The 22,875-nt window shown below is 43.8% G+C and carries 14 protein-coding genes; 10 read left to right on the top strand and 4 right to left on the bottom strand.

Annotated features, from left to right (window positions below; translation table 11 throughout):
* Nucleotides 1–271: 271 nt before the first annotated feature.
* The 5 genes from ACFS25_RS01895 (at nucleotide 272) to ACFS25_RS01915 (ending at nucleotide 8,562) form a co-directional block, all read left to right on the top strand.
* Nucleotides 272–2,407, top strand: coding sequence for a gliding motility-associated C-terminal domain-containing protein (locus ACFS25_RS01895; RefSeq protein ID WP_381496708.1), 2,136 nt, complete (start codon nucleotides 272–274; stop codon nucleotides 2,405–2,407).
* A gap of 84 nt (nucleotides 2,408–2,491) precedes the next feature.
* Nucleotides 2,492–4,930, top strand: coding sequence for an OmpA family protein (locus ACFS25_RS01900; RefSeq protein ID WP_381496709.1), 2,439 nt, complete (start codon nucleotides 2,492–2,494; stop codon nucleotides 4,928–4,930).
* Between the two features lie 75 nt (nucleotides 4,931–5,005).
* A complete protein-coding gene (gene ispE / locus ACFS25_RS01905; protein WP_381496710.1) occupies nucleotides 5,006–5,812 on the top strand; it encodes a 4-(cytidine 5'-diphospho)-2-C-methyl-D-erythritol kinase in 807 nt (268 codons plus the stop codon).
* 97 nt (nucleotides 5,813–5,909) lie between these two features.
* Entirely contained in the window at nucleotides 5,910–6,518 is a 609-nt protein-coding gene (locus ACFS25_RS01910) for a cytochrome c oxidase subunit 3 (RefSeq protein WP_381496711.1), read from the top strand.
* A 67-nt stretch (nucleotides 6,519–6,585) separates the two neighbouring features.
* Nucleotides 6,586–8,562, top strand: a complete 1,977-nt coding sequence (locus ACFS25_RS01915) for a M1 family metallopeptidase (RefSeq protein ID WP_381496712.1) — start codon at nucleotides 6,586–6,588, stop codon at nucleotides 8,560–8,562.
* 93 nt (nucleotides 8,563–8,655) lie between these two features.
* Here the strand turns inward: ACFS25_RS01915 and ACFS25_RS01920 are convergent, their stop codons facing one another.
* The 4 genes from ACFS25_RS01920 to secA all read right to left on the bottom strand — a co-directional run bounded on the left by ACFS25_RS01920 (nucleotide 8,656) and on the right by secA (nucleotide 15,521).
* Nucleotides 8,656–9,594 (bottom strand): 3-oxoacyl-ACP synthase III family protein, encoded by a 939-nt coding sequence (locus ACFS25_RS01920; protein ID WP_381496713.1) that lies wholly within the window; start codon nucleotides 9,592–9,594, stop codon nucleotides 8,656–8,658.
* 144 nt (nucleotides 9,595–9,738) lie between these two features.
* A complete protein-coding gene (locus ACFS25_RS01925) occupies nucleotides 9,739–10,863 on the bottom strand; it encodes a glycosyltransferase (RefSeq protein WP_381496714.1) in 1,125 nt (374 codons plus the stop codon).
* Between the two features lie 74 nt (nucleotides 10,864–10,937).
* Nucleotides 10,938–12,041: a hypothetical protein gene (locus ACFS25_RS01930; RefSeq protein WP_381496715.1), complete on the bottom strand. Its 1,104-nt coding sequence runs from the start codon at nucleotides 12,039–12,041 to the stop codon at nucleotides 10,938–10,940.
* An 87-nt stretch (nucleotides 12,042–12,128) separates the two neighbouring features.
* The gene (gene secA, locus ACFS25_RS01935) at nucleotides 12,129–15,521 is read right to left on the bottom strand and encodes a preprotein translocase subunit SecA (RefSeq protein ID WP_381496716.1); all 3,393 of its coding nucleotides are present in this window, start codon (nucleotides 15,519–15,521) and stop codon (nucleotides 12,129–12,131) included.
* Between the two features lie 276 nt (nucleotides 15,522–15,797).
* On the opposite strand from secA, the gene ACFS25_RS01940 reads away from it, so the two are divergent.
* From ACFS25_RS01940 to ACFS25_RS01960, 5 genes are all read left to right on the top strand, one after another.
* Entirely contained in the window at nucleotides 15,798–18,206 is a 2,409-nt protein-coding gene (locus ACFS25_RS01940) for an SLBB domain-containing protein (protein WP_381496717.1), read from the top strand.
* Nucleotides 18,207–18,217: 11 nt separating this feature from the next.
* Nucleotides 18,218–19,294 carry a Wzz/FepE/Etk N-terminal domain-containing protein gene (locus tag ACFS25_RS01945; protein ID WP_381496718.1) on the top strand — a complete coding sequence of 359 codons (1,077 nt, stop codon included), beginning with the start codon at nucleotides 18,218–18,220 and terminating at the stop codon, nucleotides 19,292–19,294.
* Nucleotides 19,295–19,304: 10 nt separating this feature from the next.
* Nucleotides 19,305–20,270, top strand: a complete 966-nt coding sequence (locus ACFS25_RS01950; RefSeq protein ID WP_381496719.1) for a GDP-mannose 4,6-dehydratase — start codon at nucleotides 19,305–19,307, stop codon at nucleotides 20,268–20,270.
* A gap of 234 nt (nucleotides 20,271–20,504) precedes the next feature.
* On the top strand, nucleotides 20,505–22,061 hold the full coding sequence (locus ACFS25_RS01955) for a lipopolysaccharide biosynthesis protein (protein WP_381496720.1): 1,557 nt from the start codon (nucleotides 20,505–20,507) through the stop codon (nucleotides 22,059–22,061).
* Between the two features lie 49 nt (nucleotides 22,062–22,110).
* The gene (locus ACFS25_RS01960; RefSeq protein ID WP_381496721.1) at nucleotides 22,111–22,854 is read left to right on the top strand and encodes a hypothetical protein; all 744 of its coding nucleotides are present in this window, start codon (nucleotides 22,111–22,113) and stop codon (nucleotides 22,852–22,854) included.
* The last annotated feature ends 21 nt before the right edge of the window (nucleotides 22,855–22,875 follow it).

Genomic DNA, 22,875 nt, shown 5'->3' on the forward strand with positions numbered 1-22,875 from the left:
AATTACTCAATGACTCCCATTTACACAGGTCATTCTCTAATCAGCATTCTACTATAAATGACCGCTTTACCTGGTAAAAAGTCAGAATGTTGGCATGGTTTGTGATGAATTCATACGTGTTTTTCATCATGTGATAAAGATGCTTTTTGAGAAATAAAGGGTATTAAGAACGTAAGGAATTGGCTGGTTATGGACACTCATACAAGTTAAAAGTTACTAAAAAAAAGCTTGGCATGATATTCGTTTTAATATGGCATAACTGACATTCCAAATGAGGAGACAACTACTAGCTAAATTTATTGGCAACTTCAGGTGGTTAGTGGTCTTGAGTTTACTAACCTCCAGAGTTATAGCCTCAACTTATCCATTGGCCGATACATGTCAAAATTCGGCCCCGCCTGTAATTGCAGGTTCGGCAAATGCTGTGTGCCGTAATGAACCCGTTACGCTCACGGCCAAAGGTTGTATTGGCACGGTTGTTTGGTCGAATGGTGAAACGGGAGGTGTTATACAGGTTCAGCCGCAACAAACCACGAAATATACGGCTATTTGCCGCGCTCGACCGGGGTGCATTAGTTGTTTCGCCGATGTCTGGAAAGTTGTCGTTAACACGCCTGGTGCGCCCGTCGTGACAAGCTCGGCAAAAGTTGTCTGCGCTAATGACGCGGTTACGCTAACGGCATCCAACTGTACTGGTGTAATCCACTGGTCCGACCAGACTACGGGTGCTATCTGGACGGGTAAACTGCAACAAACTACTACCTTTCAAGCTACTTGTAAGCAAAATAATTGCCTGAGTAATCCATCTGCGCTGGTTTCGGTGCAGGTAGCTACGCCAATTACACCAATTATTTCTGCTAGCAAAACCGAAATTTGTGCTGGTCAACCGATTCAACTTACCGCATCTGGTTGTGTAGGCACTATTCGTTGGGCTGATGGGAGCGAGGGTTTGGTCAAAACCGTAATTCCGTATCAGACGACAAAGTACCGGGCTATTTGCCAAATTGGTTCGTGCCGGAGCGACAGTTCTGAATCCGTATCTATAGTGGTACGTACAGCCGATCAGCCTTTAACTCTATTAGCTACTCTAAGCAACGGTTGCCCTTTTCAAACAGCCGATTTGTCGAAAGCTATTACGGAGAAAAATTCAACGTTAAGTCCCTATTACCAGTTTCGGACAGGGCCGTTACTCACTGCGTCCATCGTGCAGTCGCCGGGCGCAGTATTGGCGGGGAAATATTATATTTTTGGATGTAGTAAACAGGGCTGTTATACGGATCCCGTAGCGGTAACGGTGCGTATTACCCCCTGTCAAAATGCTGTTTCACCCTGCATGAGCAACCCGGCAACGGTTGCAGTTCAGCTCGATTCGCTTGACTGGGTAAAGGGTGTTGTTCGATTGACGGCTCAACTAGGAGGTTCGGCCAATGAAACCAACTGGCAGAGTGACGGCGGTGGGTTATTTACAGATACTGGTCTGACGGCTCGTTACCTGTTATCGGAAACGGACCGACAACGTGGGACGGCCCTTTTTACTCTCTCGATACCTGACCCGGATGGTAATGGCCCCTGCGTAGGTGCTTCTGTCCAGCGAACGATAACAGCCCCATCGCGGGAAATGGTAGGGCTGAGTAAAAAAGTAAATGAGCCGGTTTGGTTGACTGAAAGAGATACCCATCTTGTTGAACTGACATATCAACTGACACTTGTAAACCTTGGTGCGCATGCGTTAACGGACATGCAGATAACTGACAATCTGGACGCTGCTTTTTCGAGTTCGAGTGCGCAGATTCACTCAGTAAATAGTAGGGCTGATAGCGGTTTGGTTACCAAATCGACCTATACGGGACGTGGTGCTGATACGACCTTATTAAGTAGCGGAAATCTGGCGGCTGGCAAACAGGGCCGTATCTGGTTAACAGTTCGGCTGGATATGAGCCAGGCAACTACGTTGACCTTTGTTAATAAAGCAATAGCTGAGGGCGTTGATATAAATGGGACGATTTGCCGAGACCGTTCGACTAATGGTATAGAGGCTGATCCCGATCAGAACGGCAATCCGGGTGATAATGAAGAACCAACTACCATAACCCTTCACTCGCTACGACCCGAAGAAGGAGAAACCGTCTTTATTCCTGAAGGTTTTTCTCCCAACGGCGATGGCATCAACGATTTGTTTGTTATTCGGCGGTTACCCGTTAATCTAACGGCTCAATTGGATGTTTATAATCGGTGGGGGCACGTCGTTTACCACAATACGGATTACAAGAACGATTGGAATGGAAAGGCCAATCAGGGCGCTAACGTGGCCGATGCGAAAGAAGGGTTACCTGACGGGACATATTACTACCAGATTCGACTTAGCGATAGTCGCGAATATGTCCGGTTTCTAACATTGGCACGATGATTTCTTAGTAATGATTTTAGGACGAATTCGTTTGCCGGATGATATGTGAGAGCAAAGGCCGTAAGGCATGGAATTAATTTACTGATGGGTAAGAATCGGATATTATGGATTTTGGGAGGATTGCTTTGGCTAAGCTGCTCAACAGCCTGGGCACAGGCTGATTCATTGTTGCAGCAGGCCGACCGTTTGCTCAACTATAAAGCCTATGGCCGCGCAATAGAAGCCTATTCTGAACTGTTAACCGAGCATGCGGAACAACTTACCGTTTCGCAGAAGTCTACGGCGCAAAACCGCTTAGCATTTGCCTATCAACAGGTTGGTGATAATCAGAAAGCGGAGCGGTATTACCGTGAATCTATAGATAATGATACGGAAGGAAACCCACAACAAATTCTACAGTACGCTCAGACGTTGGCCAGCAATGGTAAATTCCCGGAGGCTCAAAGGCAATATGAACGTTATCTACAGGCAAAAGATAAACAACCGGTGAGGCCGACAGCAACTGGCTCCTTGACTAATAAGGGGAAAGACGCTGTACGTTATCGGCTGGAATATTTGGCATTAAACTCTAAGGGCGCCGAGTTTAGTCCTGCCTTTTATCGCGATGGCTTGGTTTATGTAGCGGGACGTAAAGGCGGTTCAGCTATTGAAACCACGGGCAGTGGTGGCGGATCGGGTTATCTCGATTTATTTTATGTGCCAAACCGAAATAACCTGAAGGTGGGTAGCATAATTAACGCCGACGGAAGCACAAGTAAGCCTTCTGACACCCGCGTTAAAACCAAAAATAAACTTGGTGATGATGAATACTCCCGTCCAACAGCCAATGACTCACGCACAGTACCTAATTTTTACGAGGGCATTAATATTTCGGAGGGTTTAGGGTATGACGATCAACATGTCAACTTGGCTCAACGCTTTAGTCGGACGATCAATACTAAATACCACGAAGGCCCGGCCACGTTTTCGCGGGATGGTTCGCGTATAATTTTTACCCGTAATAACTACAATAATGGCCGGGCTAATAAGAGTGCAGAAGGGGTAAACAAGCTCAAACTTTACACCGCTACTCAGCAGAATGGTTCGTGGGTGAACATTGAGGAATTACCCTTCAATAGTGATGAATATTCTGTTGGCCACCCAACACTTAGCCGCGACGAGCAATTTCTTTACTTTGCCTCAGATATGCCGGGTGGACTTGGTGGTACAGACCTGTACGTCAGCCAAAATAAAAACGGAAAGTGGACCCGACCTGTTAATCTGGGTAGCACAATTAACACAAAAGGCAACGAATTATTTCCGTTTGTGGATGACGCTGGAAATCTGTATTTCTCGTCTGATGGCCGGAAAGGACTTGGCGCATTAGACATATTTTTTGCGAATATGTCTAACAGCGTAACTGTACAGGCAGTCGAACACCTCGACGCGCCGATCAACTCGGCAGAAGATGATTTCAGCCTGATTACAGATAGCGACCGACGTGGGGGCTATTTCAGTAGTAATCGACGCGAGGGTAGTGATGACATTTACCGCTTCGTACGGGAGAGTTCTTTATTCGGATGCCGTGATCTGACTATCCGTTTGTATGACACCAACACTCAACAGCCTCTGGATAGTGTGAGTGTGCTTATTAAATCACACGGAGAGGGTCGCCCTGACCGGACAGTACTCAGCGACGAAAACGGAGTCCTGCAAATTTGTTTAGAAGGCGATAATGCCTTTATATTTCAGGCTAGTCGGGATGGCTATATCAATAGTACGGTGGGCTTTACAACGCATTCGCTAACCGACGACCAGCCGAGCCGGCTCGAAATTGGGTTGATAAAGCCAACTATCGAAATGGACACTATTGCGACTATAGCACCGGAGAATAGCACTGGCCCACTGACACAGTCACGCATCCGGGGTGTCGTTATAGGAGCCCGTGACCGCCGACCGATTCAAGGTGTAACGGTTCGCCTTCGTAATGAATGCGACCGCTCACAACGAGAATACGTAACCGGTCCGGACGGTCGATATGTTTTTGATCTGATTGAAGGGTGCGATTATACGCTGGTTGCTTCTAAACCGGCGTTTGGCACCAATACAAACCGAATTAAGCGTTTGCCTAAAAAGACAAAGCCCAAGGAGATGTCGGCTGATTTGCGAATGCTTAGCGTAGGTGATGTTGTAACGATTGATAATATTTATTATGACCTCGACCGATACAGCCTTCGAACTGATGCCGCTCGCGAACTGGATAAGGTAGTCGCCACCATGCGGAAATATCCATCGCTGATCATTGAGATCCGGTCGCATACCGACAGCCGGGGTGATGCAGAACATAACAAAGCCCTGTCACTGCAACGGGCTAAAGCTGTAGCAAACTACTTGGTATCGAAAGGAATTAGCCGTAAACGGATGGCCACTATAGGGATGGGTGAGTCACAATTAGTGAACAACTGCACCGATGGGGTCATTTGTACCGATGCCGAACACCAGCGTAATCGCCGAACGGAGTTTAAGGTGGTAGAAATAAAGTAGGGCGTAACGGCCTTTGAATGATGAATGATATTCTTCCTCGTAGCGTTTATCAGTCATCATTTATCCTGCTGAGTTGTGCTTGTTTTTCCTAGCTGTAAAATTAATATTGGTCTGCGCATCGTCGAAAAGAGACCAGATGGTTTCCATAACCTGCAATCGTGCTTTTACCCGGTAGGGTGGGGAGATATACTGGAGTTAATTCCCTCCGATAAATTTACGTTTAGCAGCAGTGGCCTGCCTATCCCCGACAATCTGGATAGTAACCTTTGCGTTCGGGCTTATAATTTGCTGAAAGCCGATTTTGATTTACCACCTGTCCAGCTACACCTTCACAAAATTGTGCCTATTGGAGCTGGGCTGGGTGGCGGGTCTGCCGACGCGGCCTTTACGCTAAAGCTGCTAAATGACCGGTTCGTCTTGGGCCTGAGTAGTACAGAGTTAGAGGATTACGCCCGATTGCTGGGCAGCGATTGTGCTTTTTTTGTTCAGAACCGGCCAGTGTACTGTTCAGAAAAGGGTGATGTGTTTTCAGAAATAACCGTTGATTTAAGTGGCTATCATATCCTGTTGGTTTACCCAAACCTAGCCATTTCAACCGCCGAAGCCTATGCCGGGATACAACCCCGGCAACCCAAAGTACCATTACATAATCAGTTATTGAATCCTATAGATACATGGCGCAGCACTATCCAAAACGATTTTGAAGATAGCCTGTTTCCTACCTATCCAATCCTAAATCAAATTAAAGAACAACTCTATGATGCTGGAGCCGTTTATGCCAGTATGAGTGGTTCCGGATCAACTGTGTATGGCATTTTTAACGCTCCCATTGTTATGCCAAACCAATTTTCGGCTTACCGCGTTTGGGAAGGAAAGCTGTAAAACCAGTTTGTGGTTTGTACCGGGCACCTGGCAATTATGCGTGCGTCAGCTATCTATACGCTATTCCGATTGATCGATACATACACAAACATACTCTATGAGCAATTTCGTGACGAAACGGCGTGAGCCGTTCCGCTTTATGGTCTGGATGGGTATTGCGAGTAGTGTGATGATATTCACAATACTACTAGTCGCTTATGTGGTTCGGCGCACTGGACCCGGCTGGACCGATATAAAACTGCCTAACGTATTCTTAATCAGCACAGGGGTTATTCTACTTAGCAGTTTTACGCTTAAAAATGCTATTCAGGCATTTCGGCATGAACGCTTCGGAAATTACCGAACCAATATTGCTACCACACTCGGACTTGGTACGCTGTTTATTCTTTTACAAGCCTGGGGATGGCGGCAGATGTTCAGATCAGGTATTGGGCTAAAAGGAAACCCTGCTGGTGGTTTCGTCTATATCATATCGGGTATCCATCTACTTCACATTCTGGTTGGACTTATTTTTTTAGCCATTATCCTGTCAGAAGCCATGCGTCGCCGGCTCTATGTCGATTCCTTTGTCTATAGCGTTAATCCACCCAATCGTCTGAAAATACAATTGATTACTTTATACTGGCACTTCGTTGATATCCTCTGGCTTGCCCTGTTTGCCTTTTTACTCGTTCACCACGGCCTCGATTTGCGTCTGTCTCTTTGACCGCTATCTAATTTTGCCGCTTTATACCGTTATTTGTTTAGTATAAAGTTCGTATTTCTATTATTTCATGAAAAAAATCGCTCTCTGGGCAGGATTGTGGGTACTAAGTCTAGCATCCTTCGCCCAAACTGCACCCTCGTCAACATCAGTAGCTGGGTCAAAGTATGACCCATTAGCTCTATTTCATCCACTCTTTAACATGCAGCCTGGCAACGATTACCGTACGGGTAGCGGTGCCCCCGGTCCGAGGTATTGGCAAAATCGATCAGACTATCAGATTAATGTCGCACTTGACGATCAGCAGAATACCATCACTGGCGAAGTGACAATTACTTACAAAAATAATTCGCCCGAAACGTTATCGTACTTGTGGCTGCAACTAGACCAGAATGCTTTCAGTGATTCCTCACGGGCCTCAAAAACGACACCCGTTGCAGGTGGGCGATTTGGTAATGTGGGCTTTGCCGGTGGATTGACCATTTCAAGCGTCACTGTCGAGCAGGGAAAGAGCAAGTTTACAACCGTTCCATACATCATTACCGACACCCGAATGCAAGTTCGGTTGGCAGAGTCGGTGAAACCAAATGGCGATGTGGTGAAGGTGAAAGTCGCTTATGCGTTCAAAATCCCTGAATACGGATCTGACCGAATGGGTCAGCTGAAACGAAAAGACGGTATTATCTACGAGATTGCCCAATGGTATCCTCGGATGTGTGTGTATGATGACATTGAGGGCTGGAATGTGTTACCTTACCTAGGAGCAGGCGAGTTTTACCTCGATTACGGTGATTATGAATACAGCGTTACGGCTCCCTGGGATCATATCGTTGCGGGATCGGGCGAATTATTGAATCCGACCGAAGTGCTAACCAGTGAACAAATTAAGCGTCTGGACCAGGCTCGCAAAAGTGATCAGACGGTTATTATCCGTGGAAAGGACGAAGTTACGGATGCAAACAGCCGCCCGAAAAAATCGGGTACGCTAACCTGGAAGTTCCGTTGCCTGAATACCCGTGATGTTGCCTGGGCGTCGTCGCGGGCGTTTGTGTGGGATGCGGCCAAAATGAATCTGCCGAGTGGCAAACCAGCCCTTGCTCAGTCTATTTATCCGGTTGAAAGTGCAACTAATGATTCATGGAATCGCTCGACAGAGTATGTAAAAGCGTGTGTAGAGTTTTACTCTAAATACCTCTACGAATTCAGTTATCCGGTGGCGACAAATGTGGCCGGTATTGTTGGGGGCATGGAGTATCCCGGCATTATTTTTTGTGACCATAAAGACAAGAAAGATGCCCTATGGGGTGTAACAGACCATGAGTTTGGCCACAACTGGTTCCCGATGATTGTGGGTAGTAACGAGCGAAAATTCCCCTGGATGGATGAAGGGTTTAACACCTTTATTAATACCCTCTCTACGGCTAGTTTTAACAAAGGCGAATACAATCGGGAGCGCGGCACAATGCACGATATTGCGCCTGCCTTGTTCTATCCTGCTGAACCAATCATGACCATTCCCGATGTACAGCAGCCGAGAGCCTTAGGCATTCTGGCCTATTACAAACCGGGTATGGGCCTCAAACTACTTCGCGACGTTATCCTTGGTGCCGATCGTTTCGATTTTGCCTTCAAAAACTATGTTAGCCGCTGGGCCTTCAAGCACCCAACACCTTATGATTTCTTCCGTAGTATAGAAGACGGTGCCGGTGAGGATTTAGGCTGGTTCTGGCGCGGTTACTTCTATGAAACCTGGAAATTGGATCAGAGCGTAAAAGACGTAAAATATGTAGATGGTACAGCCGATAAAGGGTCGCTGATTTCCGTCGAAAATCTCGAAAAGCTGGCTATGCCTGTTACGATTGAAGTAACCGAAACGAATGGCAAGAAAGGTCGTATAAACCTGCCAATTGAGGTTTGGCAACGAGGTAGTACCTGGACATTCAAGTACAATTCGACTTCACCGATAAAGACGGTCGTTGTTGATCCCGACCAAAAACTGCCTGACATCAACGGTAAGAACAACACTTGGCGTGCAGAAGCCCAGTAAATAAGAGCTGTTGTAATGAATCAAAACCGCCGTTGTGGTAAGTCGTTTAGTACTAAACGACTTACCACAACGGCGGTTTTGATTCATTACTTTTTATACTTCTACCAACATTGCCCCAAATGAATAACCTCCTCCGAAGACAGTGATGACAATGCGTTGGCCTTTCTTAAACGTATCCCACTGCTCCGAAAGAGCGATTGCGCAACCCGCACAACCCGTATTACCGTATCGTTGAATGTTGGAAATCAACTTTTCTTCTGGCAACCCAAGCGTGTTCATGACATTGCGAGAGATGCGGAGATTAGCCTGATGGGGCAAAATATAATCTACATCGGCTAGAGTCAGTCCGCAACGCTCAATCACTTGTAAACTGGCTTTAGGCATATACTGACAGGCGTTGATGAATACATCGCGCCCGTGCGGCATCGTAACGCCCCCATTGGCGGGTTTCATCATCACAGCCGTAGTGGCTTTAGCCGTGTGAGCTGCTCCGCCGGTTAGTAATGCTTTTATCGTAAAATCACCTTCGCTTTGCCGTTCTTTCGTGATAAGCAATGCAGCCGCCCCATCGCCCCATAAATGTCCAGAAATGGTGTCCTGTTCGTTGTAATAAAGCGTATTATGCTCTGATACAATAACTAAGGCACGGCTGGCTTTATTCAAGGCAAAGTAGCCCTCTACCAATTCGATAGCATTCAGCAGCGACGAGCAGGCTGTTGAGATTGAGACAACCGGAATATCAGGAATGCCGAGATGATGCTGAGCTTCGTGAGCGATTGAAACAATGGTATCATAAGGTGTATAAGTAGCCCCTACGATTAAATCAACGGTGGTCAGGTCAACTTTGTCCATAAGTCGTTGAACAACTTCAACCGTCATGGTATTCGTATTTTCATCAGGAGCGGCTTTGCGTCGCTCTACAATGCCCGTACGTTCCACAATCCAGTCGCTGGATAGACCGTTAAGCTGGGTAAAATGTTCATTGCCAACTACCTGCGAAGGCAGGTAATGGCTTACTGCATGTATATACATCAGGCCAAATAAGTAGGGCTAACCCAGGTATAACCCGAATTAGTGCCTAAAGTTAAATCCTTCCGGGAAAACGTGGTATTGAACATTGGAACAATACCACAATGCATTGAATTTATCGTATTTTTAATAAGCCCCTTAACACGCTTACTCTTGACTGAGTACGAGTTTGTAAAAGCTTAGTAGTTTAGTCGCTTCGCTGGACCAGTTATAAAACAGCTCAACGGCCTTACGTCCCAGCTGTCCCATAACACGGGCTTCGTCGGGATGCTCAATCAAATACAACAGTGCGTCTGCTACCTGTACCGGGTCATAAGGCGAAACGCAAAAACCGCAAGTGTGTCGTTCAACAACGTCACGATAAAGCGGAAAGTCGGATGTAATGACTGGTAGGCCGAGGGCCATATATTCAAACAATTTTGTCGTATATGAGTCTGGATAGTCGCCGATAGGCTTTAATAAGGCAATTCCGGCTGTTGCTCCACCCGCGTAAGAAAAAGCAATACGCTGGTCTTTATATCCATAGAAACGAAGATTATCGCGCACGCAGGCAAAATTGGGAAGCTTTTCCAAATTAACTTCCGTAAAGGTACGCCGACCGAACAGATGAACAACAAATTGGGCATATGTTGTTTTCAATATGGCCAAACTATCAATTAGTGTATCGAACGCCCGCTCGAAACTGAGCCAGCCTATATAAAAAAAGGACGGCTGCTCTTTACTAGGTTGATATGGTGCTCGAAATGGCTCCAAAAAAGTGAGCAAAGGATAGTTATAAATCACCTCATGAGGTTTAGCAAGGTGAGTGTAGGTGTCTAAATAGCCGTGCTCAGTAAAAATTAGGTAGAAGTGCCGTCGGGCAAGTTGATCAAACCAATGAAATGCCTGTTCCAGCAAATAGCCCTTATTAACTGCTTTCAGGTGCATCTTCTTGTACAGGTTTTCCTGTACTTCATAAATTATCTGCGCCCCAAAAAGTCGGAATACATAAGCAAACGGGATAAATTCCGGCACATACACATGGATAAGCTGAGGACGTAACCATAAGCAGCGAAACAAAATAAATGGGCAGGTAATCAGTATTCGCCAGATAACACGCCGGTAATAGGGTAACCGGATAAAGTGAATATCAGGTGCAACGGCTGGATCGGCATGGGGTAGAGCACAGAACACTTCGTACGACTCGGTAAGCGTCTGACATTGCTTAAATACTACACGCGGGTCCTGAGGCTGGTGGGCGGTGCTGACGTGTAGAACGCGAACTTTTTTCATTCAATAAGATGAAAAAAGGAGTAGATAACCTATATAATGGAGCCAAAATGGGGAACTACTTTGTGCGGCTATAGTCATTTCTTTATACCGAAAGTATGTAGTTCTGCATCAATTTTCTGGTTCCAACGTTCCTGAGCGACCTGATTAATGCTGTGATTCGTCTCATCGTCATACTGAGTTTGCATCTGACTCATTTCCCGAAACGACTCAATAAACTGATATTGCGTGATGCTATTATAATCTTCCAGTGTCAGGCTATCAGGCTGAATTTTCCGTTTAAACCGCTCAACGATAATTTTTACAATATCGAAGTGCCGCTGTTCGTGGTTGAGGGCATAGTCATTGCGCGCATCAGGTCGGGCCCATGAGGAGGATTTTAACATGTATGCTTTCGCTGTAAGGTTGAGGATAATCACGCCGTCCTTCACCGTACTCTTGCCTTCATAGGCAAAACTAGTGAACACCTCGGCGGCATAATGACTACCCCGGCGTGGGGGAGCCTGAAAATCGGCCCAGGTGAGTTTGCGAGCGGTATTATAGTGAACCGTGTCATCTGTAGTGATTCGAGTATCATCAACAAAGTTAATTCGCAGACTCCTGGCTAACTTCTCATTTCGGCCACTCTCGCGCTTCATATACTCATTCAGGCTTCGTAAAGATGAAACTACAGCCTGCCGGATTGTAGGCTCAACAACGTCCAGATGGTCCAATGGTCGAGTATAGTTGGCACTACCCTGATAGTCGGTCAGGCGGGTGCTGGTTGTAGCACCTGCATCATCCTTGCCTAGCAGTTCAAATGTAACGGCAAAAGTAAATTGGCCCGTTATACGATTGCCAACAGCCGTTTCACTCACCCGGCATTGACGAATGCGCATAGCAATGGGTCGTAAAGTCTTATTTTGTTTTAATCCCTGGTTGATAAACTGCTGAAAGCTACTGGTTATCCCTCTTTCCAGATCAACGGGTTGTGGCGATTGATTAAGTGCCAAGACCAAACGTGCAACCGGACCTTTATCAGGGCGTTGGTCGGTAACAGCAGCAATATAGAATTCTTTTGGTGTAAAGGGGAGCGATTCAGAGCGAAGTCGAATTGGATCAGGTGCTGATAAGAACGCACCTAAACCGACTGCTAACAGGGGGAAAAAAGCTTTGTTCATCTTGCCATGATAACGGCTCATATCTGTAAATAGTACACCATGCAACTCCATAAAAACGCCCGACGAATATACAATTCGTCGGGCGTTTTTGTAAGGTTTAACAAGGCTTTACTCAATGAGCATTGCCTTACCACTTACAACATCGTTTTCGACAGTTTTGAACTTGACATCGCGCTTCACAGAACCATCGACATACTGAACGTTAACGCGTGCGTTACGGTCTAACTTAGCTACACGTACCGGAGCCTGACGCGCGGGCATGGGCGGTGCACCAGCCCCCATCGCGTCATTCTGAGCCATGCGCCGGGCATATTCTTCAGGACCCGTGGCAAGATGATCGTCATCGAAGTCTTCCATATTCGTATGGAGCTTTGGCTGAGGCTGAGGACGTTTATGCGCCGGAGCCTGACGGATTTCCTGTTGTATTTCTTCGGCCTCCTGTGCTGGAATATCAGCTTTAGTCAGGAAGCTGATTGTGTCGAAATTAACCTTATTGAGGAATCGTTTGAATAACTCAACAGATTCAAATTTATACACCAACAACGGGTCTTTTTGCTCAAACACAGCGTTTTGTACCGACTGTTTCAGGTCGTCCATTTCGCGAAGGTGTTCTTTCCATTCCTGGTCAATTACCGACAGCGTTACCGCTTTTTCCATCTCGGTCACGATCTCACGTGCCCCCGAATCAATAGCCTTACGCAAATCTGACACTACTGTCAACTCGTGCAGACCATCGGAGAAGGGCACGACGATGTTTTTTATTTGATGCCCCTGATCGGTAAATACCTGCGTCAGCACGGGTAATGCTTTCTCAGCGATAGCCTGGTTTTTAGCCTGATAATTTACTTCGGCTTCGTCGTATAACCGCCGAATCTGGTCGGGCCTTTTCAGGCGATTAAATTCCTCGGTGGTTAGTTCGGGCGATACCCCGAGCGTGGTTAGCAACTGAAGTTTTATCTCTTCATAATTGCCTTCAGCATTGTTTACCGTTTCTTCAACCACATCATACATTGTGTTGGCAATGTCGAGGGGCAGACGATCACCAAAGAGTGCATTTCGACGGCGTTTGTAAATGGCCTCGCGCTGGTAGTTCATCACGTCATCATATTCCAGAAGCCGCTTCCGAATGCCGAAGTTGTTTTCTTCGACTTTCTTCTGCGCCCGCTCAATGGACTTCGTAATCATCGAGTGCTGAATAACTTCACCTTCTTCCAGACCCATCCGATCCATTACCTTAGCAATGCGTTCTGAACCAAATAAGCGCATCAGGCTATCTTCGAGAGAGACGAAAAACTGCGATGTTCCGGGGTCGCCCTGACGACCTGCCCGACCGCGTAACTGCCGATCTACCCGGCGCGACTCGTGACGTTCTGTACCGATAATGGCCAGACCACCCGCCACCTTAGACTCAGGAGTCAATTTAATATCTGTACCTCGACCTGCCATGTTAGTGGCGATGGTAACTGTACCGGAGAAACCAGCCGAAGCCACAATTTCAGCTTCGCGTTGGTGATGTTTAGCATTCAGAACCTGATGCTGAATTTTGCGAAGAGTCAGCAGGCGACTCAATAATTCGGAGTTCTCGACCGAGGTCGTACCCACAAGCACTGGCCGGCCTTTTTCAACTAGACTGGTAATTTCATCAACAACAGCGTTGTATTTTTCGCGTACCGAACGATAAACTTTGTCTTCTTCGTCGGCCCGGCTAATGGCTCGGTTTGTCGGGATCACGACCACGTCCATTTTGTAAATCTGCCAGAATTCAGAGGCTTCGGTTTCCGCCGTACCCGTCATACCAGCCCGCTTATGATACATACGGAAATAATTCTGGAGCGTAACCGTTGCGTAAGTCTGCGTGGCGTCTTCGACCTTCACATTCTCCTTCGCTTCTACGGCTTGGTGTAATCCATCCGACCACCGGCGACCTTCCATAATCCGGCCCGTTTGCTCGTCCACAATCTTCACCTTTCCGTCCATGATAACGTACTCAGTGTCGCGCTCGAACAAACAGTAAGCTTTCAATAACTGGTTGACGGTATTGATACGCTGTGTTTTAACAGCATAGTCACGAACAATAGATTCCTTATTCAGAATTTTCTCCTGCTCCGAGAACTCACCGTTTTTGTCAATGGCATTGAGATCAATTGACAGATCAGGTAGAATGAAAAAGTTAGGATCTTCGCCCGAGCCAGTAATGTAATCAATACCTTTTTCGGTCAGATCTATACCATTGTGCCGCTCGTCGATGGTAAAATATAAAGGAGCATCTGCTTCAGGCATCTGTTTCTGGTTTTCGGCCAGATAGATAGACTCTGTTTTCTGCAGTAAGGCTTTATTCCCTGTTTCGCTCAAAAACTTAATCAGGGGTTTGTGTTTTGGCAGACCACGATAAGCGCGGAACAACGAAACTCCTCCCTCTTTTTCATCGCCAGCCGCTATTTTCTTTTTGGCATCGTTCAAATAATCATAAACCAATTTCCGCTGCGCTTCAACCAATCGGGATACGCGTGGCTTCAGTTCAATATAATCCTGTTCATCACCACGCGGTACGGGTCCACTAATAATAAGCGGTGTCCGGGCATCATCAATCAGAACGGAGTCAACCTCATCCACCATAGCGTAGTGGTGTTTGCGCTGAACTAGCTCACCCGTTTCGCGAGCCATATTGTCGCGTAAGTAATCAAAGCCGAATTCATTATTAGTCCCGTAGGTAATATCAGCGAGATAGGCTTTTTTACGCTGTTCTGAGTTGGGCTGGTGTTTATCAATGCAATCCACCAGCATTCCGTGAAACTCAAATAATGGAGCCATCCACTCCGAGTCACGCTTAGCCAGATAGTCGTTGACCGTTACAATATGCACTCCCCGGCCAGCCAGCCCATTAAGAAAGGCTGGAAACGTAGCAACGAGAGTTTTCCCTTCGCCCGTAGCCATCTCCGCAATTTTACCCTGGTGGAGCACAACGCCACCAATAATCTGGACGTCATAATGCACCATATCCCATTTAACGGGTGTACCGGCAGCATCCCAAACATTGGCCCAGTGAGCCTGGTCTCCCTCAATGACAACGTTTTTCTTGCGGGTAGCGATTTCACGGTCAAAGTCAGTAGCCGAAACTGTCAGGTAGTCATTTTCGGTGTACCGGCGGGCCGTTTCCTTCACAACCGCGAAAGCGCGGGGCAGAATATCGAGGAGAACGCGTTCTAATTCCGTATTGCGATCAGCTTCGAGTTTGTCAATCTTGTCGAAGATTTGTTCTTTCTCATTGACATCTACATCAGGGCGACCGGCATGTTCATTAAGGTCGGCAAGTTGAGCATCAATATCAGCCAGTTCGTGAGCGATCTGAGCTTTGAGTTCGGCTGAAACACGACGTAGTTCGTCGTTGGAAAGATCTTTTAATTGGGCAAATTCGGTATTCACCATCTCAACATAAGGAAACAGCTCCTTAATGTCCCGTTGGGATTTTGTTCCGAAAAATTTAGCTATGAGCTTAATCATCTTATCGTTAGTAATTAGCCGTCAACGGTTTAGTCTACCGTAACAGTCAACAAGGGGCCGTCTGTGTAATCGTTAGTTTAGATACTATATACGAGTGACCGTACGAACGGCCTCGTATTAACTGATCAACCGACTTTTTTTTGCAAATTTAGTGCATTACAGCGTTACTACAACCTAAGAGTCCTATTGATAGATACTCATTATTGTATGGGAACGTAGTTTTGACAGGAATCTGTTACTTTTGCAATTCAAATTTTGGCCCAATAGCCATTGTTTATGTTTATTAAGGACAAATTGTCACATTTCATCCACCGTATTCGTCCCTATCAAGTTGTTATCCTGTTTTTTTTGCTGACAGGACCATATTCGGTAATCGCTCAACAACCCCGCTCGCGGGTTGATCAGTTGAGTGATGAAGACGTACAGAACTTCTACAAGAAAGCGCAGGCCAGCGGCCTTAGCGAAGTTCAAATTGAGCAGGCGGCAATGTCGCAGGGGTATACCCTTGATGATATTGCCAAGATGCGAAAGCGTATGACTCAGATGCGTACATCAACATCCTTACCGCAAAATCAACAGCCATCTGAAAGTTCTAGGGGCCGATCTCTCCCATCTAATCTTTCGATGCGCATAGATTCGCTTTCGCCGGATACGATGCGCAGAGATACCAGCCGTAAGCTTAAGGTTTTTGGCGCATCACTATTCGAAAATGCCAAATTGTCATTTGAGCCAAACTTGCGTATTGCTACACCCCGTAATTATGTAGTAGGGCCGGACGACGAAATTAGTATTGATATTTCTGGTGCATCAACGGGCGCATTTCAATTAAAGGTAAGCCCGGATGGAGCCGTAAAAGTGCCTGATTTAGCTCCGATCTTTGTTAGCGGACTCACTATTGAACAAGCTGAACAGCGTATTATTTCCCGGTTACGGCAAGGGGGCTATCAAGGCTTAGGCAAGCCGGGAAGTGGAACCAGTGCCAATGTAAGCTTGACTAATATTCGAAGTATCCAAGTCATTCTGGTTGGCGAAGTGGTTAGACCGGGAACTTATACAATCTCATCCCTTGGATCTGTATTAAATGCTCTTTATCTGGCAGGTGGTCCCAACCCGGAGACAGGATCATTCCGAAAAATCAATGTTGTTCGGGGTAATCGCGTTGTCAGGACACTTGACTTATACGATTTTATTTTGAAAGCTGATCAGCGGGACAATATCCGGCTACAGGACCAGGACGTTATCCGGGTAGCTGATTACGAAACCCACGTTGAACTGACTGGACAGGTACGCCGGCCCGCTATTTTTGAAGTATTACCGGGAGAAACTCTAAAGACAGTAATGAGTTTTGCCGGGGGGTTTGCCGATGATGCCTATCGAGCATCCATTACACTTCGGCGCAATACGGCCCGTGAACGTCGAATTGTAACAATTACTGAAGACCAAATAGCTAGCTTCGTGCCACAACGGGGTGATAAGTACGAAGTTGGAAAAATTTTGGAACGTTATGAAAACCGGATTCAAATTGCAGGGGCAATCATGCGGCCCGGTGATTATTCACTAGAACCCGGTTTAGAAACAGTCCGTCAACTTATCAGTCGGGCGGAAGGTCTTCGTAAAGATGCTTTTATGAACCGCGCGACTATTATTCGTGAACGGTCCGATCTGGATAGAGAAAACGTATCGTTTGACTTAGGCAAACTTATGCGGGGTGAAATTGCGGATGTCCCACTTATGCGGCAGGATAGCCTGACTATCTTATCCATTCAGGATTTGCGAGAGAAGTACTACGTTACCATCGAAGGAGCCGTAAACAAGCCTGATACAGTTGAGTTCATCACGAATATGAGTGTTGCTGACCTGATTGCCTATGCCGGTGGTTTTCAGGAAGGAGCTAAGCCCAACTTAATTGAGGTAGCTCGGCGCATTCGTCAGGACTCTGCTGGCGTCCGTACCACTACGCAAGAGATACACCGCTTTTCTGTAGACCGAAATTTGCAGATTACGACAGTAGAAGGTAATTCTGATAAGTCGGCTGAATTTCGACTTCAACCATTTGATATTGTTTATGTCCGTACGTCGATTAACTATGAGGCACAGCGTCAGGTAAATATTTATGGAGAGGTTATGCAACCTGGTACCTATGTCATCTTTAACCGGCAGGAACGTATCGGCGATATTATTAAGCGGGCAGGAGGCTTAAAGCCAGAAGCTTATATGGCCGGTGCCCAATTCCGACGGCAGGGACAATTGATTGGAAATGATTTGCGCAATCTTATTGCTGATCCGGGCGTTGAAGAAAATCTATTACTTCAGGACGGTGATACGTTATTGATTCCACGAAGGTCTGAGGTAGTTACTATTCAGGGGGGAGTTCTGAACCCATCATCGATCAGCTACAAAGCGGATTATAAATTTGACGACTACATCAGTGAAGCAGGTGGCTTTACGGATAACGCCCGAATAAGCAAAGCCTATGTAAACTATCCAAACGGTCGTAAGGCTCGCACCCGCCGATTCTTATTTTTTACATCACGGCCCCGTGTCGAGCCAGGGTCAACGGTCGTTATTCCATTTAAACCAATAGATAGTAATCGCTTAAGCCCAATTGAACGTGTTGGTATTCTTTCGCTCATTGGCACACTGGCAGCCACTGCTACGTCGGTCATTATCAACCTAAGAAAGTAGTCCTAACTGCCATGTCTACTACACAAGCCATATCACCTAATAACCAATCTGATCCCGATGAAATTGAAATTCGGTTGAGTGATATTGTCCAATTTTTGAAAAGTAGCCGCAGGACAGTTATCATAAGTGGGCTGATTATGCTAATTATTGGGGTTGTGTATGCTTTTTCGAAGCCTGACCAGTATAATGTGCAGGTAACGGTTATGCCAGAAATTCAATCTAAAGCTGGAGGATTAGGAGGATTGGGATCGTTAGCTGGTTTGGCTGGAATTGATATCAGCAGTGCCGCGGGTGGTAATATGGATGCTATTCGGCCGGATATATATCCGGATGTGCTACAAAGTGTTCCATTTGCACTTCAACTTTTACAGCAATCCGTTTATTCGCAACTTTTGGGCAAAGAAACTTCCTTACAAACTTTTATTGAAGAGCAAAATAAGCAATCGTTATTGGGAAGCTTGTTAAGTTCTGATAGTGTTCAGGAAAGCCCATTGCCTGATCCGAAAAATCAGAGTAAGACATTACAGATCACGAAAAAGCAAGAAATTTTTATTAATCAGATACATAATGCCGTATTAGCAACGTACGACAAAAAAAACGGGGTCATTACTGTAGCGGCTACTATGCCTGATCCAGTCGTAGCAGCCATAGTAGCTCGTTTGTCTCTAGAATATTTGACTAATTACATTTCGAGTTATCGAACAGAGAAAACCAGGAGCCAAGTTCGTTTTTTAACCCATCAAGTAGAAGAAGCAAAAGATCGGTATCAAAAGGCCGAATATGCTCTATCCAACTATCGGGATAAAAATCGCAGCCTGTATCTGAATACAGCAAAAATTGAAGAACAGCGACTTCAGGCAGACTTTCTGCTAACTCAGAATCTTGTCAATGAACTCTCTAGACAGCTTGAACAGGCAAAAATTAAAGTATCTGAAGAATCACCAGTATTTAAAGTCTTGGAGCCGGCTCGGGTACCTCTGAAAAAAAGTGCGCCTAAAAGGACCTTTATAATATTAGGTTTTAGCATCGCTGGAATTATTCTAGGATTTCTTGTTTGTGGAACACGGCGATTCATTCTTAACTCATAAAATTGATCTCGTGAAGACAGCGTTAATATGTGGTGTATCAGGGCAGGATGGTGCGTACCTGGCTAAACTATTATTAGAAAAAGGATACAAAGTATTTGGAGGATCACGTGATGCCCAAATGGCTTCGTTCAGTAGTTTAAAAAGGCTGGGCATTCGAGAAAAGGTAGAAACCGTATCAATTAGTATCAACGACTTTCGCTCTGTTCTGCAAACCCTACAGCGTACAAAACCAGATGAAATTTACAATTTAGCTGGACAAAGCTCTGTTGGACTTTCTTTTGAACAACCTGTTGAAACATTAGAAAGTATCAGTGTTGGAACGCTTAATCTTTTAGAAGCTATTCGTTTCACTGGGCAATCTATTCGTTTTTACAATGCGGGTTCAAGTGAGTGTTTTGGTGATACAGGGAATGTAGAAGCAGATGAAAATACGCCTTTTCGACCGCGTAGCCCATACGGAGTTGCTAAGGCCGCTGCCTTCTGGCAGGTAGCCAATTATCGGGAAGCTTATCAATTGCATGCAAGTACGGGTATTCTTTTCAATCATGAATCTCCGCTACGACCTGAGCGTTTCGTTACACAAAAGATTGTTGCAACAGCTTGTCGTATTGCTAATGGTAACAAGGAAATTCTCACGTTAGGTAATATTGATATTGCTCGTGATTGGGGCTGGGCACCAGATTATGTAGAAGCTATGTGGCTCATGCTTCAGCAAAATCAAGCTGATGACTATGTTATTGCAACAGGTAAAACAAATAAATTGCGAGATTTTATTCGCATTGTATTCGCAAGTGTTAATTTGAATTGGGAGGAACATGTTCGTACTGATTCTACTTTCTTTCGTCCAACTGATATTGCTGAAGGACATGCCAATCCAGATAAGGCCAAAAATAAATTGAAATGGGAAGCTCGTTATATAATGGAAGATGTGGCTAAAATGATGGTTGAAGGTCGAGTAGGTAACATGGATATATAAAGAAAAAAACTCAGCACTTTATTCTTTATATATCCATGTTAAATCTTTAGTAGGTTATTGATTTTTACATAATGAATTTTTCGATAAAATAACCTCATTAATAATTACTTGTAAAACCATTGTGAAATTTTATCTGAATATTATATTTTCATAATAAATCATAATGTTAGATGTTTTTTTCTATTAAAACTAGAAAAAAACATCTAACTGTAGTCAAACTATGAGGAGAAAATAATGGATTTGAAAAAACTTTTGCAAGGTATTTCTTTCTCATGGATAAGATTTGCACTTACAATAGGTATTGGGATAATACAAACTCCACTATTATTTAATAACCTCAATAAAGAAGAGTTAAATTTTTGGTATATATTTTATTCATTCGGCGCATTTTTGCAAATGGCAGATTTAGGTCTTGTGCAGACTATATCTCGCCTGATTGCCTACATTGATAATTCAAACGCTTTATCTAAAAGTGAAGGATCAATTAAAAACTTAGCGTCGTATTCGATAAAACAAATATATATTACGGCTTTATTCTCATTTTTTACTATTTTAGTACTAGCGGGAGTTGGCGTATTTATTATTTATCTAACAGTTTACTACGAAAAGACAAATATCTTTAATCTGAAAATTGCTTTTTTAATTTACGTAATTGGAATTATATTTAATTTGTTGTCAAACGTTCCAGCTTCGATGCTAATTGGTTATCGTGAAGTTGGTACTGATAGTATAATAAGAAGTATAGCACAAATTATATATTTTGCTATACTTCTTATTTTTTTGCCTTATTACCATTCTATAGTTTTAGTATCACTTAGCTTTATGTTACAAAACTTGGGGCAACTGGTAACTCTACATTTTGCATTTTATGTAAAGCATAGAAATATTTTCAAGAATGAAAACCATTGGAAAGAACTTGTTAAATTTAATATAGCAAAACAAATATATAGTCAATCTGCTCCATTAGTAATAAATCAATTAGGTGGATGGCTAATTAGTCAAGGTAATATATTTATTGTATCTATTGTTGTTGGAGCAGATAAAGTGTCTGATTATGCTATTAATCAACAGATATTTACTTATATAGCAGCTATAGCCCTAGTGATGAATCAATCGATAGGTCCATTTATTGCTAAAAGTTATATACAAAATAAGCTGAGTGGTCTACAGGATTTATTTGTTAATACGATACTTATTTGCTTATCAATGGTGGGCGTCCTTATCATAATTCAACTATCATGTGGTAAAAATATTATAACTTTATGGATCGGACCAGAACATTTTTTAGGTTATACATTATCTGCCATTTTCGGTATAACTACTTTTTTAGAAGTTCAACATTCGGTTGCAGGTAACTTTGTTTGGAATACAGGTTCATGGCCATTCAACAAATGGACTTTATGGGCTGGTATGTTAACTGTGATTTTAGGATATTTTCTTGGAAATTATTATGGTTTAATTGGTATTGCATTAGCTACATTAGTCTCTAAATTAATGACTTTAAATTGGTATGTGCTATACTTTGGTTTAAAAAGGGTTGGGTTAACGTTAAAAGATTACACAAGGCGTATTTTTTCACCTCTATTTTTATCACTAATACTAACTTTATCTTTGGTTTTATATGTGGAGAATCAGACGTCAGGAAAAGAGTTTAGTAATATTGTAATTATACTACTTTTGTCCTGTTTGTCTAGTGGAGTTTTTTTATTATTCATAGGAATTTTTTGTAGAAAGATACTTATGAAAATATATTCGACTGTTATCTTACCTAGACTGAAACATAGACTATGATTTTTTAAAGATACTAGTAATCTCTGGAAATTAAATCATTACAAACTGAATGAACAAAAAAGTAGTAATTATATTGACTGGTACTGTAAATCCAGATAATATGGCATTTACGAAGTTGCAGGATGCTAATGTGCGTAAAAGCCAATATATTGATTCAATCCGATTTTGGATTGAAGTTGCTAAGGTCCCTATCGTATTTGTTGAAAATACAAATACTGATCTATCTCCCTACTTTGAGAATGAATTATATAGTAATTCCATAGAGATTTTAAGTTTTAATGGAAACGATTACGATAAAAGCCTTGGTAAAGGCTACGGTGAACTAAATTGTTTAGAGTATGCTTACTTAAATTCTAAATTCATAAAAGATTCTGAATTTATATTTAAGGTGACAGGGAGAAATAAATTAATTAATTTTTCAACTTTTTTGAATGATTATTTTGTACAGTCTAATGTAAATATATTAGTTGATTTCAAGTGGAATCTTTCTTTTTGCGACTCTCGATTTTTTGGCTTTACTACATCGTTTTTGCCTGAATATTTATTGCCGTACAAAAACATTGTAGATGATAGTAAAGGTGTTTTTTTTGAACATATTTTATGTAAAGCTGCTCTAACTGCTATTGCTCATGATTATGTATATAAACCACTTATAACATTGCCACGTATAGAAGGGTATAGTGGTTCAACAGGTGTTAAATATAATAGTAATTATTTTCATTGGCTTCGTTATAAATATGAATATATTTTAAAACGTAGAAGTATAGGACTTGGTAATCTACCTTGGATATAGTATTCTAAGTAAATTAAGAAA

The organism is Spirosoma flavum (genome assembly GCF_042686045.1).
Taxonomy (GTDB): Bacteria; Bacteroidota; Bacteroidia; order Cytophagales; family Spirosomataceae; genus Spirosoma; species Spirosoma flavum.

Bases quoted from the DNA above. Each gene is read 5' to 3' on its own strand.
- ACFS25_RS01895 (WP_381496708.1), top strand. From the start codon at position 272: ATGAGGAGACAACTACTAGCTAAATTTATTGGCAACTTCAGGTGGTTA.
- ACFS25_RS01900 (WP_381496709.1), top strand. From the start codon at position 2,492: ATGGGTAAGAATCGGATATTATGGATTTTGGGAGGATTGCTTTGGCTA.
- ACFS25_RS01910 (WP_381496711.1), top strand. From the start codon at position 5,910: ATGAGCAATTTCGTGACGAAACGGCGTGAGCCGTTCCGCTTTATGGTC.
- ACFS25_RS01915 (WP_381496712.1), top strand. From the start codon at position 6,586: ATGAAAAAAATCGCTCTCTGGGCAGGATTGTGGGTACTAAGTCTAGCA.
- ACFS25_RS01920 (WP_381496713.1), bottom strand. From the start codon at position 9,594: ATGTATATACATGCAGTAAGCCATTACCTGCCTTCGCAGGTAGTTGGC.
- ACFS25_RS01925 (WP_381496714.1), bottom strand. From the start codon at position 10,863: ATGAAAAAAGTTCGCGTTCTACACGTCAGCACCGCCCACCAGCCTCAG.
- ACFS25_RS01930 (WP_381496715.1), bottom strand. From the start codon at position 12,041: ATGAGCCGTTATCATGGCAAGATGAACAAAGCTTTTTTCCCCCTGTTA.
- secA (WP_381496716.1), bottom strand. From the start codon at position 15,521: ATGATTAAGCTCATAGCTAAATTTTTCGGAACAAAATCCCAACGGGAC.
- ACFS25_RS01940 (WP_381496717.1), top strand. From the start codon at position 15,798: ATGTTTATTAAGGACAAATTGTCACATTTCATCCACCGTATTCGTCCC.
- ACFS25_RS01945 (WP_381496718.1), top strand. From the start codon at position 18,218: ATGTCTACTACACAAGCCATATCACCTAATAACCAATCTGATCCCGAT.
- ACFS25_RS01955 (WP_381496720.1), top strand. From the start codon at position 20,505: ATGGATTTGAAAAAACTTTTGCAAGGTATTTCTTTCTCATGGATAAGA.
- ACFS25_RS01960 (WP_381496721.1), top strand. From the start codon at position 22,111: ATGAACAAAAAAGTAGTAATTATATTGACTGGTACTGTAAATCCAGAT.